The sequence below is a fragment of the Streptomyces sp. NPDC048257 genome, from assembly GCF_043201855.1.
Classification (GTDB): domain Bacteria; phylum Actinomycetota; class Actinomycetes; order Streptomycetales; family Streptomycetaceae; genus Streptomyces.
Genome location: NZ_JBICZI010000027.1, coordinates 16,670 through 33,783, shown reverse-complemented (window position 1 = coordinate 33,783; position 17,114 = coordinate 16,670). Strand labels below are relative to the sequence as shown.

At 71.1% G+C, this 17,114-nt stretch carries 22 protein-coding genes; all 22 read left to right on the top strand.

Going from position 1 to position 17,114, the window contains the following annotated elements:
- The first annotated feature begins 279 nt into the window (after positions 1 to 279).
- Entirely contained in the window at positions 280 to 753 is a 474-nt protein-coding gene (locus ACGFZK_RS32515; RefSeq protein WP_393852439.1) for a hypothetical protein, read from the top strand.
- Positions 743 to 2,371, top strand: coding sequence for a hypothetical protein (locus ACGFZK_RS32510; RefSeq protein WP_393852507.1), 1,629 nt, complete (start codon positions 743 to 745; stop codon positions 2,369 to 2,371). The genes ACGFZK_RS32515 and ACGFZK_RS32510 overlap by 11 nt, the downstream gene beginning before the upstream one ends.
- Before the next feature lie 10 nt (positions 2,372 to 2,381).
- Complete coding sequence (locus ACGFZK_RS32505) at positions 2,382 to 3,890, top strand: phage portal protein (RefSeq protein WP_393852438.1); 1,509 nt, start codon at positions 2,382 to 2,384, stop codon at positions 3,888 to 3,890.
- Positions 3,874 to 4,842: a hypothetical protein gene (locus ACGFZK_RS32500; protein ID WP_393852437.1), complete on the top strand. Its 969-nt coding sequence runs from the start codon at positions 3,874 to 3,876 to the stop codon at positions 4,840 to 4,842. Before ACGFZK_RS32505 ends, ACGFZK_RS32500 begins: the two co-directional genes overlap by 17 nt.
- A 53-nt stretch (positions 4,843 to 4,895) precedes the next feature.
- A complete protein-coding gene (locus ACGFZK_RS32495; RefSeq protein ID WP_393852436.1) occupies positions 4,896 to 5,642 on the top strand; it encodes a hypothetical protein in 747 nt (248 codons plus the stop codon).
- Positions 5,643 to 5,656: 14 nt separating this feature from the next.
- The gene (locus ACGFZK_RS32490; RefSeq protein WP_393852435.1) at positions 5,657 to 6,520 is read left to right on the top strand and encodes a P22 coat protein - protein 5 domain protein; all 864 of its coding nucleotides are present in this window, start codon (positions 5,657 to 5,659) and stop codon (positions 6,518 to 6,520) included.
- A 15-nt stretch (positions 6,521 to 6,535) separates the two neighbouring features.
- The gene (locus ACGFZK_RS32485; RefSeq protein ID WP_393852434.1) at positions 6,536 to 6,907 is read left to right on the top strand and encodes a hypothetical protein; all 372 of its coding nucleotides are present in this window, start codon (positions 6,536 to 6,538) and stop codon (positions 6,905 to 6,907) included.
- A gap of 1 nt (position 6,908) precedes the next feature.
- The gene (locus ACGFZK_RS32480) at positions 6,909 to 7,289 is read left to right on the top strand and encodes a hypothetical protein (protein WP_393852433.1); all 381 of its coding nucleotides are present in this window, start codon (positions 6,909 to 6,911) and stop codon (positions 7,287 to 7,289) included.
- 16 nt (positions 7,290 to 7,305) lie between these two features.
- Positions 7,306 to 7,902, top strand: coding sequence for a hypothetical protein (locus tag ACGFZK_RS32475; RefSeq protein WP_393852432.1), 597 nt, complete (start codon positions 7,306 to 7,308; stop codon positions 7,900 to 7,902).
- Positions 7,899 to 8,246 carry a head-tail adaptor protein gene (locus tag ACGFZK_RS32470; protein ID WP_393852431.1) on the top strand — a complete coding sequence of 116 codons (348 nt, stop codon included), beginning with the start codon at positions 7,899 to 7,901 and terminating at the stop codon, positions 8,244 to 8,246. The genes ACGFZK_RS32475 and ACGFZK_RS32470 overlap by 4 nt, the downstream gene beginning before the upstream one ends.
- Position 8,247: 1 nt before the next feature.
- Positions 8,248 to 8,583 (top strand): hypothetical protein, encoded by a 336-nt coding sequence (locus ACGFZK_RS32465; protein ID WP_393852430.1) that lies wholly within the window; start codon positions 8,248 to 8,250, stop codon positions 8,581 to 8,583.
- Positions 8,583 to 8,747 (top strand): hypothetical protein, encoded by a 165-nt coding sequence (locus tag ACGFZK_RS32460; protein ID WP_393852429.1) that lies wholly within the window; start codon positions 8,583 to 8,585, stop codon positions 8,745 to 8,747. Before ACGFZK_RS32465 ends, ACGFZK_RS32460 begins: the two co-directional genes overlap by 1 nt.
- Positions 8,748 to 8,749: 2 nt before the next feature.
- Positions 8,750 to 9,118 carry an HK97-gp10 family putative phage morphogenesis protein gene (locus ACGFZK_RS32455; protein WP_393852428.1) on the top strand — a complete coding sequence of 123 codons (369 nt, stop codon included), beginning with the start codon at positions 8,750 to 8,752 and terminating at the stop codon, positions 9,116 to 9,118.
- Positions 9,115 to 9,528 carry a DUF3168 domain-containing protein gene (locus ACGFZK_RS32450; protein ID WP_393852427.1) on the top strand — a complete coding sequence of 138 codons (414 nt, stop codon included), beginning with the start codon at positions 9,115 to 9,117 and terminating at the stop codon, positions 9,526 to 9,528. Before ACGFZK_RS32455 ends, ACGFZK_RS32450 begins: the two co-directional genes overlap by 4 nt.
- Before the next feature lie 4 nt (positions 9,529 to 9,532).
- Positions 9,533 to 9,946, top strand: coding sequence for a phage tail tube protein (locus ACGFZK_RS32445; protein WP_393852426.1), 414 nt, complete (start codon positions 9,533 to 9,535; stop codon positions 9,944 to 9,946).
- Positions 9,947 to 9,976: 30 nt separating this feature from the next.
- Positions 9,977 to 10,378 (top strand): hypothetical protein, encoded by a 402-nt coding sequence (locus ACGFZK_RS32440; protein WP_393852425.1) that lies wholly within the window; start codon positions 9,977 to 9,979, stop codon positions 10,376 to 10,378.
- Positions 10,379 to 10,392: 14 nt separating this feature from the next.
- The gene (locus tag ACGFZK_RS32435; protein WP_393852424.1) at positions 10,393 to 10,746 is read left to right on the top strand and encodes a hypothetical protein; all 354 of its coding nucleotides are present in this window, start codon (positions 10,393 to 10,395) and stop codon (positions 10,744 to 10,746) included.
- Positions 10,694 to 12,766 (top strand): phage tail tape measure protein, encoded by a 2,073-nt coding sequence (locus ACGFZK_RS32430; RefSeq protein ID WP_393852423.1) that lies wholly within the window; start codon positions 10,694 to 10,696, stop codon positions 12,764 to 12,766. The genes ACGFZK_RS32435 and ACGFZK_RS32430 overlap by 53 nt, the downstream gene beginning before the upstream one ends.
- Before the next feature lie 11 nt (positions 12,767 to 12,777).
- Entirely contained in the window at positions 12,778 to 15,477 is a 2,700-nt protein-coding gene (locus tag ACGFZK_RS32425) for a hypothetical protein (RefSeq protein WP_393852422.1), read from the top strand.
- 10 nt (positions 15,478 to 15,487) lie between these two features.
- Positions 15,488 to 15,931 carry a hypothetical protein gene (locus tag ACGFZK_RS32420; RefSeq protein ID WP_393852421.1) on the top strand — a complete coding sequence of 148 codons (444 nt, stop codon included), beginning with the start codon at positions 15,488 to 15,490 and terminating at the stop codon, positions 15,929 to 15,931.
- Positions 15,932 to 15,995: 64 nt separating this feature from the next.
- Positions 15,996 to 16,271 (top strand): hypothetical protein, encoded by a 276-nt coding sequence (locus ACGFZK_RS32415; RefSeq protein WP_393852420.1) that lies wholly within the window; start codon positions 15,996 to 15,998, stop codon positions 16,269 to 16,271.
- Complete coding sequence (locus ACGFZK_RS32410; RefSeq protein WP_393852419.1) at positions 16,271 to 17,107, top strand: hypothetical protein; 837 nt, start codon at positions 16,271 to 16,273, stop codon at positions 17,105 to 17,107. Before ACGFZK_RS32415 ends, ACGFZK_RS32410 begins: the two co-directional genes overlap by 1 nt.
- Positions 17,108 to 17,114: the final 7 nt, after the last annotated feature.

Sequence of the window (17,114 nt, the reverse complement as noted above, 5' to 3'; positions counted from 1 at the left end):
GTCGATCACATCGACGGACTCGGGCCGCTCGGTCCGCGTGGCTTTGACCCGACCAACTGGCAGGCCATGAGCAAGCGGCATCACAGCAGGAAGACGGCTCAGGAAACGTGGGGATTCTGATCACGTTTTGTGACCGACCCAGGGGGGTGACTCCGGCCGCCCCGGGGGGCCCAGACGCGGGGGAGGGCTCCGGGAAGTCCGTCAGGTTCAAAGGGTCCCCGGCAGTCACGCAATGTGACGTCGATCGGTGCCGCGCAACGCGGCCGAGGAGTGATCAACATGCCCCGTGGTGGAGCCCGCGCCGTGTCCGGCCCGGCCCCCGACCCGAACGCGCTGCGGCGCGCGCGCAAGACCGACGCCGCGGGCTGGCGGACCCTGCCGGCCGACGGCCGGCCGGGCGAGGCGCCCGACTGGCCCCTGACCGAGGCCACCGAGCGCGAGTACGAGGTGTGGCTGGACCTGTGGGAGAAGCCGCAGGCCCTGATGTGGGAGGAGCTCGGCCAGGTGCTGGAGGTGGCGCTGTTCGTCCGGACGCTGGCGGAGGCCGAGCGGCCCGACGCGCGGGTCGACATCAAGAAGATGGTGCGCGGCTACCTCGACAGCCTCGGGTTGAGCGTCCAGGGCATGCTCCGCAACCGGTGGAAGATCGCCCCGGCCGTCTCGGAGCCCGTCGAGAGCGCCCCGGCTCCCGCTGTGCGCCGGGCGTCGGCCCGCGACCGGCTCAAGGTCGTGCCCAGTGGCGATGGGGCGTGAGGCGGCCGCCGAGTTCGTCGTCGACTTCCCGACGCTGTGGGTGGTTGCGGACTGGATGGAGGAGCACTGCCCCGTCCCGGACGGGTTCCGCCGCGGCGAGCGCATGGAGATGTACCCGTGGCAGCTGTGGTGCACCGTCAACCACTACCGGGTCAAGCCGCGCGCCCGGGTGGGGCAGCTGGCGCCGGCGTTCCACTACCGCCGCTCGCAGGTCGTCGCCCCGCAGAAGACCGGCAAGGGCCCGTGGTCGGCGGCCCTGGTCCTGGCCGAGGCCGCGGGCCCGGTCGTGTTCGACGGCTGGGCGAAGGGCGGGGAGCGGTACGAGTGCGCGGATCACGGCTGCGACTGCGGCTGGTGGTACGAATACCGCGCGGGCGAGCCCATGGGCGTGCCGTGGCCGACGCCGCTGATCCAGCTGACGGCCACCTCTGAGGACCAGGTCGCCAACGTCTACCGGCCCCTGCAGGCGATGGTGAAACTCGGCGCGCTGGCCGGCCGGATGCGGGTGGGCGAGGAGTTCACCCGCGTCGGCGACGAGGGCCGCATCGATGTCGTGACGTCCTCGGCGCTGTCCCGGCTCGGCAACCCGATCATCTTCGCCCTGCAGGACGAGACCGGCCTGTACAACACGGCGAACAAGCTGCGCCGCGTCGCCGAGACGCAGCGCCGCGGCTGCGCAGGCATGGGCGGCCGCTCCATGGAGACCACCAACGGTTGGGACCCGTCGGAGAACTCGGTCGCCCAGACGACGTCGGAGGCCAAGGCCAAGGACATCTTCCGGTACCACCCGCAGGCCCCCAAGTCCTTGTCGTACAAGGACAAGAGGCAGCGGCGGAAGATCCACAGCATCGTGTACGCCGGGTCCGCGCACGTCGACCTCGACGCGATCGAGGCCGAGGCGGCCGAGATCATGGAGAAGGACGAGGCGCAGGCCGAGCGGTTCTTCGGGAACCGGTGCGTGGCCGGCTCCGCGTCGTGGCTGGACGTCGCGAAATGGGCGGCCAAGGAGAAGCCGCGCCGGGTCCGGCCGACGACCCGCATCGTCCTCGGGTTCGACGGGTCGGACTCGGACGACTGGACGGCGATCCGGGCCGAGACGATGGACGGCTACCAGTTCACGCCGGTGTACGGGCCGGAGGACGAGCCGACCATCTGGAACCCGGCCGACTACGACGGCCAGGTCCCGCGCGCCGAGGTACGGGCCGCGATGGACCAGCTGATGAACCGCTACGACGTGGTGCGCCTGTACGCGGACCCGCCGTACTGGGACACCGAGATCGACGAGTGGGTCGACCTGTACGGGGAGGAGCGCGTCATCCGCTGGCACACCCGCCGCATCGTGCAGATGCACTCCGCCTGCGAGCGGCTGAAGACCGACGTCATCAAACGCAACAGCGCGGGGGCGGCGTTCACGCACGACGGCTGCGAGATCACCGCGAGTCATCTGGCGAACGCGCGCGCGGCCGCGCGGCCGATGGACCGGTACGTGCTGCGCAAGGCGTCACCGCCCCAGAAGATCGACGCCGTCATCCCGTCCGTCCTGGCGCACGAGGCCCTGGGCGATGTCATCGCGGCCGGCCTGGCCGAGCGCGACGACTCCTACTACTACGGCAGCTGAGGAGGGACCCATGGCCACAGAGCACGAAGCCCTCCGGCTCGTCGCGCTGCTCGAGAGCGAGCTCATCCGGCGGCGCGGCCCGATCGACACGCACAACGGTTACTACCGGGGTGAGGGCCGGCTGAAGTTCGCCTCGGAGGAGTTCGCGAAGTTCCACGGTGAGCGCTACAAGGACTTCTCCGACAACTGGGTGCAGGTCGTTGCCGACGCCCCGGTGGAGCGCCTGGTCGTCACCGGGTTCGTCGCCGACGGCGACCTGTCGGCGGACAAGGACTTGTGGAAGGTGTGGCAGGTCAACGGCCTGGACGCCGATTCGCAGCTCGGGTTCCTCGGCGCGATCACCGGCGCCCGCACGTTCGTCCTGGTCTGGGGCGACCCGAACGACCCGGACATGCCGGTGGTCACCTTCGAGGACGCCACCCAGTGCGTCATCGCCTACGAGGCCGGCTCCCGCCGTAACCGGCGGGCCGCGCTGAAGAGGTGGCAGGACGGCGGCGAGGACTACGCCACCCTGTACCTGCCCGATGAGGTGTGGAAGTTCCGGCGGCCCCTGCAGCGGCAGGACAAGACGCCGCAGATGGCCGACGTCGACGAGGAGTTCAAGCGGTGGCGGCCGCGGGAGATGAGGGACGAGCCGAACCCGCAGCCCAACCCCATGGGTGTCGTCCCGATGGTGGAGCTGCCCAATAAGCCCATGCTCGTCGAGGACCCGATCAGCGACGTCGCCGGTGTGATCGCCATGCAGGACGCCATCAACCTCATCTGGGCGCACCTGTTCACCGCGTCCGACGCTGCGTCCTGGCCGCAGCGCGTCATCATGGGCGCCGAGCGGCCGATGATCCCCAAGCTGAACGCGGCCGGGGAGATCATCGGCAAGCAGCCCGTGGACCTGGAGAAGTTCCAGGTGGACCGGGTCGCGTGGATCACCGGTAAGGACGCGCGGATCGCCGAGTGGCAGGCCGCCAACCTGGCCATGCACACCGGGATCATCGAGGTCGCCGTCGGGCACGTCGCAGCGCAGTCCCGCACCCCGCAGCACTACCTGGTGGGGAAGATGGCCAACATCGGCGAGGGCACGCTGCTGGCCGCCGAGACCGGCCTCGTCAAGCGCTGCGACGAGAAGACGCTGTGGTTCGGGCAGGGGCTGCGCGAGATGGCGCGGCTGATCTTCCTGGCCAAGGGCGAGTACGCCAAGGCGGACGCGATGCGTTCGGGCCGGGTGCTGTGGGCCGAGACCGAGTCCCGCAGTCACGCGCAGATGGCCGACGCCCTGCTGAAGCTGAAGCAGCTCGGGTTCCCCTTCGAGTGGCTGGCCCTGCGCTATGGCCTGACCCCCACGGAGGTCGCCACCGTGATCGCCATGCGGGAGCGCGAGATCGAGGCGGACCCGGTCGCCGAGATCACCCGCATGATGGCCAACCAGCCCGGCGCGTCCGGCCCGCCCGCGGAGGAACCGGACGGGCCGGACGACCAGGAGCAGGACGAGGCCGAGGAGGCGGACCGTGCCGCCGCCGGGTGATCCCGTCGCGCACATGGAGGCCCGGGCGCGGCTGGCCGCCGCGACATCGCGGGGCGTGCGCGCGCTGTGGGGCCGGGTGGACCGCGACAACATCCACGCCTCCTGGCTCGGGCTGCTCCTGAACGTGGTGACCATCGTGGGGGGCGGGCAGCTGGCCGCGGCCTCGGCGACGGAGCCGTGGCTGCAGTCCCTGCTCGGCGACGACGAGGACCGGGCAGCCTCGGACCGCCTCGTCCCGTCCTCGCTCGTCGGGGTCACCGGCAACGGACTGCCCCTCGCGGACGTCCTGATGGCCCCGATGTGGTCCGCGCTGCGCCTGGTCACCGCCGGCGTCCCGGTCGTGCACGCGATGGCGCGCGGGCAGGCTCTGCTCGACCTCATCGTGCGCACGACGATCGCCGACACCGGCCGCGCCGCGGACTCCGTCGGCATGGTCTCCCGCCCGGCCATCACCTCCTACGTCCGCGTCGTCGAGGCCGGCGCGTGCAACCGCTGCGTGGTCCTCGCCGGACGGGAATACGGGGTCAGTACCGCGTTCGACCGGCACCCGCGCTGTCACTGCAGCATGGAGCCCGTCACACGCGACCACCGGCCCAAGCCCACCAGCGCCGAGGACGTATACGCCGCGATGTCCGCACGGCAGCGGCACCGCATATTCGGTGAGGCCGCCGTCAAGGCCATCGCGGCCGGCGCCGACATCGGCCAGGTCGTCAACGCCCGCCGCGGCATGACCTCGGCCACCGTGTTCGGACGCACGGTGCAAGCCACCACGGAGGGCATCACCCGCCGCGGCCTGGCCGGGCAGCGCCGCAAGGACTTCGAGAAGCTGCCCGGCAACCGGTACCGCACCGCCAAGACGCCTCGGCTCATGCCCGAGGAGATCTACCGCCAGGCCAAGGGCGACCGCGAGCACGCGATCCGGCTGCTGCGGCGCAACGGCTACGTCCTCTGACCCGCGCACGCGCGCAACGCGCACGCGCCCACACCCCGCAACGGGAGCACCCCATGCAGCGATCCACCCTGCCCCGCCACGCCCGCGCGCACGCGCCCGGCTGGGCCCACCCCTACCCGTCCGGCCCGTTCTCCCCCGTCTTCTACGCCGACGGCGACCAGGACGACGACGGCCAGGACGACGGCCAGGACGGCGACGAGGGCAAGGGCGACGACGGCCAGGACGCCGACACCGACCCCGACGCCGACGCGGGGAAGGACGGCGACGACGCGGACCCGGCCGGCGCCGACGAGCTCGGCGACAAGGGCAAGCGGGCGCTGGCCTCCATGAAGGGGAAGTGGCGGGCGGAGCGCGACCGGGCCAAGGCTCTGGAGCAGCAGCTGGCCGAGAAGGACGGCGCCGACGAGGCCGCCACCATGCGCCGCCAGGCCGAGCAGGACGCGGTCGCCAAGGCCAACGCCCGGATCATCCGCTCCGAGGTGAAGGCCGCGGCCAAGGGCGTCCTGGCCGACCCGGCCGACGCCTACAAGTTCCTCGACCTCGAGCAGTTCGAGGTCGACGAGGACGGCAACCTCGACGAAGACGAGGTCGCCGAAGCAATCCAGGACCTCATCAAGTCCAAGCCCTACCTGGCAGCCGCACCGGCCAAGAGGTTCCAGGGCACTGGCGACGGCGGAGCGGCGCGCAAGGCGTCCCGGCCCAAGCAGCTCACCCGAGCAGACCTCAAATCCATGACCGCCGAGGAGATCGACCGCGCCCGCGACGAGGGCCGGCTCGACGACCTCATGGGCGGCAAGTAGGCCAGGAGGCCACCATGACCGTGCGGAACTTCGTTCCCGAAATCTGGAGCAGCAAGCTCCTCGTCGCCACCCGCAAGGCCCTCGTCTACGCGGCACCGAACGTCGTCAACCGCGACTGGGAGGGCGAGATCGGCGACGCGGGTGACACCGTCCGCATCACCACCGTCTCGCGGCCGGCGATCGGCACCTACGTGCCCGGCTCCACCGTGATCACCCCGGAGAAGCTGACCACCGGCCAGCGCACCCTTACCGTCGACCAGTCGAAGTACTGGGCGTTCATGGTCGACGACGTCGACAAGCGGCAGGCCAAGGGCGCCCTGGTGCCGCAGGCCATGAGCGAGGCCGCCTACGGGCTGGCCGACGTGATGGACCAGTACGTCGCCGGCCTCTACACGCAGATCCAGGCGTCGAACTTCCTCAACGTGGTCGGCTCCCCCATCGACACGTACACCAACCCGACCCACTTCTACGACAAGATCCTGGTGCCGCTGCGGACCAAGCTGACCAAGGCCGACGTGCCGACCGCCGGCCGGTACGTCATCGTCCCGCCCGAGGGCTACGGATCGCTGCTCCTGGACGACCGCTTCATCAAGGCCGACAACGCGGGCACCGACGCGGGCCTGCGCAACGGCCTCGTCGGCCGGGCCGCCGGGTTCGACATCTACGAGTCGAACAACTGCCCCGTCCCGAGCGGCGACACCACCGTCGTCATGGCCGGCGTGAAGGAAGCGATCACCTTCGCCGAGCAGCTGAACAAGACCGAGGCCTACCGCCCCGAGTCCAGCTTCTCGGACGCGGTCAAGGGCCTGGCCCTGTACGGCGCGAAGGTCATCAGGCCCGACCACCTGGCCGCCGCGTTCATCAACCCCGCCGCCTGATCGGAGACATGACTCATGGCGACCACACAGCTCAGCTACTCCAACCTCGTCCCGAACTCCAACCTGGCGCAGCCCGCGGGCACCACGCTGGTGGCGGCGCCGACGAACAACATGCAGCTGGCCAACGCGTTCCCCGAGCTGACCGTCCTGCGGGTGTCCAACACCGACGACGACACCGCGCTCACGCTGACCGTAAAGGCCGGCGACAACCCGCCCGCGCTCGCCGCCGGGCAGGGCGACCTGGCCGTCACCGTCGCGTTCGGCACCGTCCAGTTCATCGGCCCGTTCGAGTCCGGACGGTTCGTCCAGAACGACGGCTCGATGACGATCGAATCGAGCACGACCACGGGCACCATCACCGCGCTCAAGGTCCCGAGGAACACCTGACATGGCCGAGACGATCTACGTCCGGGGCGAGGGCGGGGCCATCATCGCGATGGACCTGCCCCTGCCCGAGGGGATCGCCGAGCGGTACGAGGCGGGGCTGCTGGTCCGCGTCCATTCCGAAGGCTCCCCGTACACGCCCGCTGCCGCGCGCCCGCCCGCACCGCCGGAGCCCGGCCCGGGCGGCACCGGCAAGGACCCCGAGCCTGCGCCGCCCGGCGACGACCCGGACCCGGCCGTCGTGCCGGAGGCGCCGCGGGCCGCCCGCCCGGGCGTCAACGCCCCCAAGTCGGAGTGGATCGCCTACGTCGTGGCGTCCGGCCTGCACTCCGCCGAGGACGCCGCGAACTACACGAAGGCCGACCTGATCGACATGGTCAGCTGACAGGCGGGAGGCCCCCATGGCACTGACCCCTCTGGCCGGGATCGAGGATCTGTCCAAGCGGGGCCTGGCCGTCGAACCCGAGGAGACGGCGATCACCGAGGTCTACCTCGACGTCGCCTCCACCGCCGTCCGGGAGGCGGCCGGAACCCCGATCAGCACGACCACCTCCACCGTCACCCTCGAGGGAGAGGCGGGCCAGTGGCTGCGGCTGCCGGGCGCTCCGGTCTCCTCCGTCGCCACGGTGAAGATCGACGGCGTCACGGCGACGGACTGGCGGCTGCGGTCCGGGATGCTGTGGCGGGCGGCGGGCTGGACCGGCTTTGACGGCCCCTCCGAGGTGGAGGCGACCTACACGCACGGCCTGCCCGCCGTCCCCGCCGACATCATCGACCTCGTCTGCAGGATGGCCGCGGCCGCCCTGGTCTCCTACCGCGCGCAGGAGGACGGTTCCGGCCTGGCCGCCGGGAAGACCGTCACCTCCGAGCGGCTCGGCGACTGGGCCGTCACCTACGCCGCCGACGGCCGGATCAGTGAGATGGAACTCTCCGCCTCCTGGACCGAGCGGCTCGCCGCCCGGTTCGGCGGCGGGATCTCCCTGGCGCGGTCGCGGTGATCAGCCCCGGCCGGCACCTCAACCGGCGCCTGCAGGTGTGGCGGCCGATCACCTCCGACGACGGCGCCGGCGGCCAGGACACCACCCTCGTCCTGCAGGGCACCGTCCGCGCCAAGGTCGACCAGCCCTCCAACGCCGACCGGATGCTCGCCGCGCAGGCGGGCAGCCAGCACGACCACACCGTGTTCCTGCTGCCCGGCGCCGACGTCCGCCGCGGCGACGAGCTGCGCGGCACCGACCGGCTCGGCACCGCCCAGGTGCTGCGCGTCCTGGCCGTCGTCGAACCCTCCACCCCCGTCTACCGCAAAGCCCCCTGCCAGCTGATGCAACGAGAAGGAGTCTGACGTGGCCGCACTCGCGCTCACCGTCGTGCCCGTGGCCGGAGGCGCCACCCTGGACACCACCGCCGTGGCCGCGGCCGGCGGCGGCGACACCGCCCCCTGCGGCACGAACCGCTTCCTCTGCGTCTTCAACGGCGACGCCGCCCCGCACACCGTCACCATCGTCACCCCCGGCAAGGTGTCCGGCGTCGCGATCGCCGACGTCACCCTCACCGTCGCCGCGGGCAAGACCGGCTGCATCCCGCTGTCGAACGTCTTCCGCGGCACCACCGGCCGCGCCGCGATCACCTACGACGGCGTCACCTCCGTCAAGGTCGCCGCCTTCGAACTCGGCACCTGATGGCCGCCGACCCCGACGGCCCGCAGCCCGAGCCGCAGACCTGCCTCGCCCGCGCCGAGGCCGAGCTCCACGACACCCGCACCACCTACGCGATCGCGTGGGCCCTGCTCGCCATCGCCGGCGAGCTCGCCACCATCCGCCGCGACCTGCGCAAGAGGAGGTAGCCGTGGCCGTGACCGTGCGCGTGACCGGCCTCGAGGAGCTCGCCAAGCGCCTGGACGAGCTGCCCGAGGAGATCAAGGAAGCGCTGCGCCGGGCCGTGCGGGACTCGGCGGAGTCCGTGAAGAAGGACACCCAGCAGGCCGTCCGCGTCGACACCGGCAACCTGCGGGAGAAGGTGGACATCACCTACTCCGAGTCCGGGCTGACCGCCCAGGTGGGGTGGAGCGACGCGGACACCGCCGCCTACGCCACCCTGCACGAGCACGGCACCCGGAAGATCACCGCGAACCCGGCGCTCGGCCCCTCCCTCGAGGTCGAACGCGGCCGGATCGTCACCCGGATCACCGACGAAGTCCGGCGGGCGACCCGATGACCGCACCCACCGCCCTCGGTCCCGTCCAGGCGGCCGTGTACGCCCTCCTTACGGGCGACGCCACGCTGATGGCGCTGATCACCGGGGTGTACGACTTCGTCCCGGAGAAGGTCGCCTTCGACTACGTGGTCATCGGTGAGGCCACCGAGATCCCCGACAACCGGCACGGCGGGTTCGGCCGCGAGACCACGCTCGCCCTGCACGTCTGGTCGAAGTACCGCGGGCACGCACGCGGCCAGCGGATCGCCGCCCGGATCACCGCGCTCCTCGACCACCAGCCGCTCACGATCGCCGAACTGCACCACGTGAGCACACGGTTCGAGTTCTCCCAGACCCTGACCGACCCGGAACCGCCCGGGGACATCCGGCACATCCCGATGCGGTTCCGCATCGTCACCGAACAGGAGTAGACCTATGGCTGGAATCGACGGATTCGGCACCCAGTTCAAGCGCGGCGACGGCGCGGGACCGGAAGTTTTCACCGCGCTCGCCAACATCACGAACATCTCCGGCCCGGGCCTGTCCCGCGAGACGATCGACGTGACCACCCACGGCAGCCCCGATCAGTGGATGGAGTTCATCGGCGGCCTCAAGGACGGCGGCGAGGTCTCCCTCGACGTCAACTACGACCCCGCCAACCACGACTCGCTGATCGGCGACTTCGACGACGACGCGCCCCGCAACTACCAAGTCGTCTTCCCCGACGACGACACCACCACGTGGGCGATCAAAGCGGTGATGACCGGGTTCGAACCCGAGGCACCCTACGACGACAAGCTGGCCGCCACCCTGACGTTCAAGGTGTCCGGCAAGCCGACGATCTCCTGACCCCCACCCCATCGAGAGAGAGGCGCGGCCGTGGCCCTGCTGACCCGAGCACAGATCGACACCGCCGAGGACCGGATCTACGAGGACGTCCCCGTCCCCGAGTGGGGCGGCGAGGTCCGCCTCCTGGCCCTGTCCGGCACCGAACGCGACGCCTACGAAGCCTCCATGGTCCGCGTCGGCACCACCGGCAAGGTCGCCGGGGTCAACCTGCAGGAGAAGTCCGCGCGGCTCCTCGCCAAATGCATCGTCGGCGAAGACTTCGAGCGGCTCTACACCGACAAGGAAGTCGCCGCGCTCGGCGCCCGCAACGGCAAGGTGATCACCCGCCTGTACGCCCAGGCGCAGAAGATCTCCGGGCTGGGCAAGGACGCTGTCGAGGTCGCGGCGGGAAACTCCGAGCCCGCCCGGAGCGGGCCTTCTACTTCCGCCTAGCCCTCGCCAAGGGCGTGTCCGTCGCCGAGCTCCTGGCGACGCACTCCTCGGCCGAGCTCACCGAGTGGATCGCCTACGAGCAGATCACCGGCACCATCGGGCAGGCCCGCGACGACCTGCTCATGGCCGTGCTCGCCGCCACGGTCAGCAACGCCAACCGCGGCAAGGGCCGGAAGGCGAAGATCACCGACTTCCTGCCCAAGTGGGACCGCGCCGCCGGGCGCCCGCGCATGGACTGGACCGAGATGCTCGCCGCCGTCAAGACCATGAACCGCTCCATGGGCGGCCGCGACCTCACCAAGGAGGGCCAGTCCGATGGCGCAGACTCTGGCCGAGCTCCTCGTCGAGCTCGGGATCAACAGCGATGAACTGACCCAGGGCGCGCAGGGCGCCGCCGATCAGGTCGACCGCTCCCTCATGGGCATCGGCGGAGCGGCGGCCGGCGCCGCGGTCGGCGGCATGTTCGCGGTCGGCCTGGCCGCCGCGATGGACGCGAGCTCGGCGAACGCGAAGCTGACCGCCCAGCTCGGCCTCACCAAGGAGGAAGCGCAGCGCGCGGGCGACGTCGCCGGCGACGTCTTCAACGCCGGGTTCGGCGAGTCGATCGCCGAGGTGAACGAGGGGATCGGCGCGGTCGCTTCCTCGCTCGGCGGGATGAGCAACATCGGGACGGCCGAGCTCGAGGAGATGACCCGGGCCGGCCTCGCGCTCGCCGAGACGTTCGAGATCGACATCGCGGACGCGTCGACCGCCGCCGGAGTGATGATCAATACCGGGCTGGTCAAGGACGGCACGGAGGCATTCGACGTCCTGACCAAGGCCGCGCAGACGCTGCCGAAGTCGATGATGGAGGACATCCCGGCCGCTATCAACGAGTACGGCAAGCACTGGTCCCGCATCGGCCTGGACGCCAAGGACGCGATGGGCATGATGTCCCAGTACGTCAAGGCCGGCGGCCGGGACATCGACCAAGCCGGTGACGTGCTGCACGAGTTCGCGCGCATCACCTCGGAGGAGACCGACAAAGCCTCCGAGGCGTTCAAGGGCCTCAAGCTGCCCGCGAAAGAAATGCTCGACGAGATCCACAAGGGCGGGGCGCCCGCCAAGGCCGCGCTGCAGCGGACGATCGAGGCCCTGCGCGGGGTCAAGGACCAGGGCGAGCAGAGCGCCCTGGCGGTCGAGCTGTTCGGCGACATGGCGGGCGAGGGCGCCGACGCTCTGTGGGCGATGGACCCGGCCACCGCGGCGGCCTCCTCCGGGATGGCCGACGCCGCGGGCGCGGCCGCCTCCATGGAGGAGGCCCTGGCCGCCGACCCGATGCACGCCTACGACTCCATCGTCCGGTCCCTCTCCAGCAGCCTGGGCGAGCTCCTGGGCCCCGCGCTGGCCACGGTCGCCGGGTTCGCGAAGGAGCACCCCGAGGCCTTCAAGGCGATCGCGGCCGCGCTCGCAATCTTCGCGGTGGCCATGGGTATCGCGGCTATCGCGCAGTGGGCGATGAACTCGGCGATGCTCGCCAACCCCGTCACGTGGATCATCCTCGCAATCGTCGCCCTCATCGCCGTGATCGTCCTGATCGCGACCAAGACCACGTGGTTCCAGACCGCGTGGAAGGCCACGACGGACGCGGTCGGCGCCGCCTGGGACTGGCTGTGGGACAAGCTCTCCACAGGGTTCGGTGGGCTCGGCGAGCTGTTCATGACATGGACCGGCGCGCAGTTCCTCCTGGACCACTGGGAGGACATCCAGAACGGCGTCGGTGCGGCGATGGACTGGGTGAGCGGGAACGTCGAGGAGTCCATCCAGGAGTGGATGGCCCGGTTCGACTGGCTCGCGGCCCTGCCCGGCCGGGTCGGCGCGTACTTCGGTGCGATGGCCACCGAGGCCCGGGCTCGGGGCGAGGCGATGCTGGCCTGGGTGCGCGGCATCCCCGGCGCCGTGCAGCGGTCCGTCGGCGACCTCGGCGGGCTGCTCCTGGGCGCCGGCCGCAGCATCGTCCAGGGTTTGATCGACGGGGTCACCGGCATGATCGGTTCCTTGCAGCGCCGCTTCTCCACGATCACGAACATGATCCCCGACTGGAAGGGCCCCATGTCCCTGGACATGAGGCTGCTGACCCCCTCCGGCGAGGCCCTCATGACCGGCCTCGTAGGCGGTGTCGAGGACGGGCTGCCCGCCCTGCGCCGCACCCTGCAGGGCGTCACCTCCGAGATCCCCCACAACGTCAACGTGGGCGTCTCCGGCGCCGGCGGTGGCGGCCGGCAGGACGTCGTGGCCCGCCTCGTCATCGACTCCACCGTCGACTCCGCGTTCGCCACCGCCATCAAGAGGTCCGTCCGCATCGACGGCGGCGGCGACGCGGACGGCTACTTCAGCCCCGACTTCTAAGGAGCACCGCCGTGGCCTACAGCCTGCGGACCGAGGCGCAGATCGCCGGGGTGTGGAGCGACATCTCCAACAAGGTGTACTCCCGCTCCCCGGTGGTGATCGAACGCGGCCGCCGTGAGGAGGACTCCGCCGTCGGCCCGAGCAAGGGCCGCCTGCAGCTCAACAACCGGGACGTCGAGTTCTCCCCGGACAACCCGCGCTCCGTCAACTACGGGCGGATCGGGCCGAACACCCCGATCCGGATGTCGGTCGACGGCGCCGAAAGCTACTTCGCGTCGACCGGGGTGTCCGGGGACGTCCTGACCACCCCCGATCACGCCTCGCTCGACATCGTCGGCGACATCGACGTCCGCGTCGAGTTGACCGCCGACTGGTACCTGACCACACCCCAGACGTTGATCGGCAAGTGGTCGGCCATCGACGGCAACCGCAGCTGGCTGATGCGCATCACGGCCGGGCAGGTGCACTTCGTGTGGTCGCCCACCGGCCTGTCCGCGGGCGCGTTCTTCGCGTTCGTCGACCTGCCGCAGATGCCCCGCCGGGCAGCACTGCGGGCCGTCCTCGACGTGAACAACGGCGCCGGCGGCTGGACCGTCTCCTTCTACTGGTCGACGTCGCTGTCCGGGACGTGGACGCTCATCACCACCGTGACCATCGCGGGCGTAACGAGCATCTACAGCGGCAGCGCACCGCTGGAGATCGCCCCCACACAGGTCACCACGTCGGAGACCCGGCTGCCGTGGCGTGGCCGCCTGCACCGGGCAGAGGTCCGCTCCGGCATCGGCGGGTCGGTCGTCGCGGCCCCCGACGTCCGCGCCAAGGCCGTCGGCACAACCAGCTGGGCCGACTCCGCCGGCCGGACATGGAGCGTGGCCGGCGCCGGGACGGTGACCAACCGCGAGTGGCGGCTGCACGCCGAGGTCTCCGCCTGGCCCACCCGCGGGGACGTCGCGGGCCGCGACATCCATGTCCCCGTCGAGGCCGCCGGGATCCTGCGCCGACTGGGCCAGGGCGTCAAGCCGCTGGCCTCCACCCTGCGCCGCCGCATCCCCGCCGTCGGCGCGCCCGTCGCCTACTGGCCCCTCGAGGAAGGCCGCAACGCCACCCAGGGCTACTCGCCGCTGCCCGGCGTCGACCCGCTGGTCGTCACTGGCTTCTCCTTCGAGACGGACGACACCCTGCCCGGCTCGTCCTCCCTGCCGAAGATCGCCGCCGCAGCCACCATGCGCGGCAACGTACCCGCGTACACGCCGACAGGGCAGTGGCACGTCGCCTACGTGGGGTACTCCCCGGCGGCGCCGGCCAGCGTCACGAAGTACCTCGAGTTCTTCACGACCGGCACGGCGAAACGGATCACGTTCACCGCCGAGCCCGGCTTCCTGGAGATGATCGGCTACAACTCGGCCGGCGGTGTCCTGTTCACCACCACCGTGGGCGAGAGCGACTTCCACGGGCACTGGACCGGGGTGGGCCTGACCGCGGCCGAGACTGGCGGGAACGTCCGCTACGAGATCAACTGGGACGTCGTCGACGGCCCCGGCTACGTCGCCGGGTCCACCGTCGCCGGAACCGCGGGCATCGTCACCTCCGTGAACACCACCTTCGGCACGCTCGCCGCCGACCTGCGGATCGGGCACCTCGGCGTGTTCCCCAGCTCCAGCACCGCGGTGTACCGATTCGGCGACAACGGCTGGGGCGGGGAGGAGGCCAGCACCCGGCTGATCCGGCTCGGCACCGAGGAGTCCGTCCCCGTCATGGCGAACTACTCCGGCACGCCCCTGGGCCCCCAGCGCCCGAACAAGTTGCTGACCCTGCTCGGCGAGTGCGCCGCCGCGGACCTCGGCCTGCTCTACGAATCCCGCGACCGCCTCGGCCTGGCCTTCAAAGCCCGGACCAACTTCTACAACCAGCCCGTCGCCCTGACCCTGGACTACGCCGCGCGCGGCGAAGTCTCCCCGCCGCTGGAACCCACGCCCGACGACCAGCGCATCCGCAACGACCGGATCGTCAACCGCGTCGGCGGGACCTCCGCCCGCGCAGTCGACGAGACGGGCCCCCGGTCGATCAACCCGCCGCCCGCCGGGGTCGGCCTGTACGACGACTCACGGACCCTGAACCTGCGCTACGACAGCCAGCCCGAGCCCATCGCGGACTGGCTCCTGCACATGGGCACCTGGGGCGAGGCCCGCTACCCCACGGTGCGCATCAACATGGCCGCCATCCCGGCCCAGCTGATGCCCGCGGTCCTGGCCCTCGAGATCGGCGACCGGATCCAGATCATCAACCCGCCCGAGTGGCTGCCGCCCGGGCCGATCGACCTGATCGTCGAGGGCTACACCGAGACCCTGCGCCCGCCCGGCCGCTGGGACCTCGTCCTCAACTGCAGCCCGGCCGGCATGTGGACGGTGGCCGTTAGCGACGATCCGGTCCTCGGCCGGCTCGACACAGCCGGCTCGACGCTCGTCTCGGGCGTCAGCAGCACGGCGACGTCCCTGTCGGTGGCGACCACGACGGGCCCGATCTGGACCACAGCCGCCGGCGACCTCCCCTTCGACATCCGCGTCGGCGGGGAGGTGATGACCGTCACCGCGGTCTCCGGCGCCTCCTCGCCCCAGACGTTCACCGTGACGCGGTCCGTCAACGCCGTCGTCAAGGCCCATCTCGCCGGCGCCGACGTGCGCCTCGCCCAACCTTCGATCCTGTCCTACTGAGGAGACACTCGTGGGCACACACCGGCGCGCCGCACAACGCCTCACCGCGGCCATTGAGACGTACCTGGCCTCGCAGGTCGAGGACACCACCAGCCGCACCACGACCGCCACCGGCTACGGCAACCTGGCCACCGGCGGAGCGTTCAGCACCACGGTGGTGGTCCCGGCATCCGGCTGGGTGCGGGTCGATATCCGGGCCACCCAGCGCAACTCGGCGGCCAACAACACGATCACGTCCTGGCGAGCCGTCGGATCGTCCACCGGTACCAAATACACCGAGAACGACACCGCCGCGCTGATCATCGCCGGGACGAACAACTTCCCCGTCGGCCTCAGCTACCTGCTGACCGGCCTGGTCCCCGGCGAGACCCTCACCGTCACCATGCTGCACCGCGTCAACGCCGGTACCGGCACCGTCGACTACCGACAGATCGTGCTCACCGGCCTGCCGTAACCCACCCCCGCACCCGCCCGCCCCGCGCCGCCGGCCGGGGCGTTTCTCATGCCCTGGAGCCCACATGCCTGAACCACAGCCGTCCGTCGGCCGGATCGTCCACTACGTCAGCCACGGCACGCCGGGCGGCGAGTACCCATCGCAGTGCCGTGCGGCCATCGTCACCGAGGTTCCCGAGTTCCTGACGGCCGAGCCCTTCGACGGGTGCCCGAACGGCACCGAGGGGCAGTGGGCGGCCGGGCTGGCAGTCCTCAACCCCGAGGGCTGCTTCTTCAACCGTGACGTCGCGTACTCCGAGGAGCAGCACGGCGGCACCTGGCACTGGCCGGAGCGTGCCTGATGGGACTGTCCCGCACCGCGTACGTCAACCTCCTGCGTAGCCTGACCGGCTACCACGAGGGCCGCGACGCCAACGGCAACTGGAACAACATCCAGCGCTTCTCGCCGGAAACCCTGGGGCTCGAATGGAGCCAGGGGCAGGCCTGGTGCGCCACCTTCACCGCATGGGGCGCGGACGAACTCGGCGCCCGCAGCTCCTGGCCCATCACGGCGTCCTGCTGGACGGCCGTGCAGTGGTGGAAGAAGGCCGACCGCTGGACCGACTACCCCGTCCTCGGCGGCCCCTTCTACCTCGGCTCGGTCGGACAGGACCACGTCGGTGTCGTCTACGCCTACGACGCGAACTCGATCTACACCGTCGAGGGAAACACCAACGCCGGCGGCAGCTTCCAGGGCGACGGCGTGTACCAGCGCGTGCGCCCCCGCCGCGGCGCCGGCAGCCCGTACGGCTACGGCGTACCGCAGTTCGACGAGGGCACCGTGTCCGCCGACCCGACACGGGGCGGGACCCGCACCGCGTCCGTCCCCGTCCCGGCGCCGCCCCAGGTCCGGGTCTCCGCCGCCCACATCGCTGCGGCCGCCCGCCGGGACCCGGGCCTGCGTCAGGGCGGCACCACCTACCCCGCCGAGGTCAACGTCGTCGAGGTCGCACTCGCCGCCGAGGGCCTGCTGCAGGACGCGTACGCCCACGACGGGTCGTTCGGCTCCCTCAGCGTCGCCGCCTACGCCCGCCTGCAGCGCCAATACGGCTACTCCGGCACGGACGCGGACGGAATCCCCGGCCAAACCTCCCTGACCCGCCTGGGCAAGGCCCGCGGCTTCACCGTCATCAGCTGACCAAGGA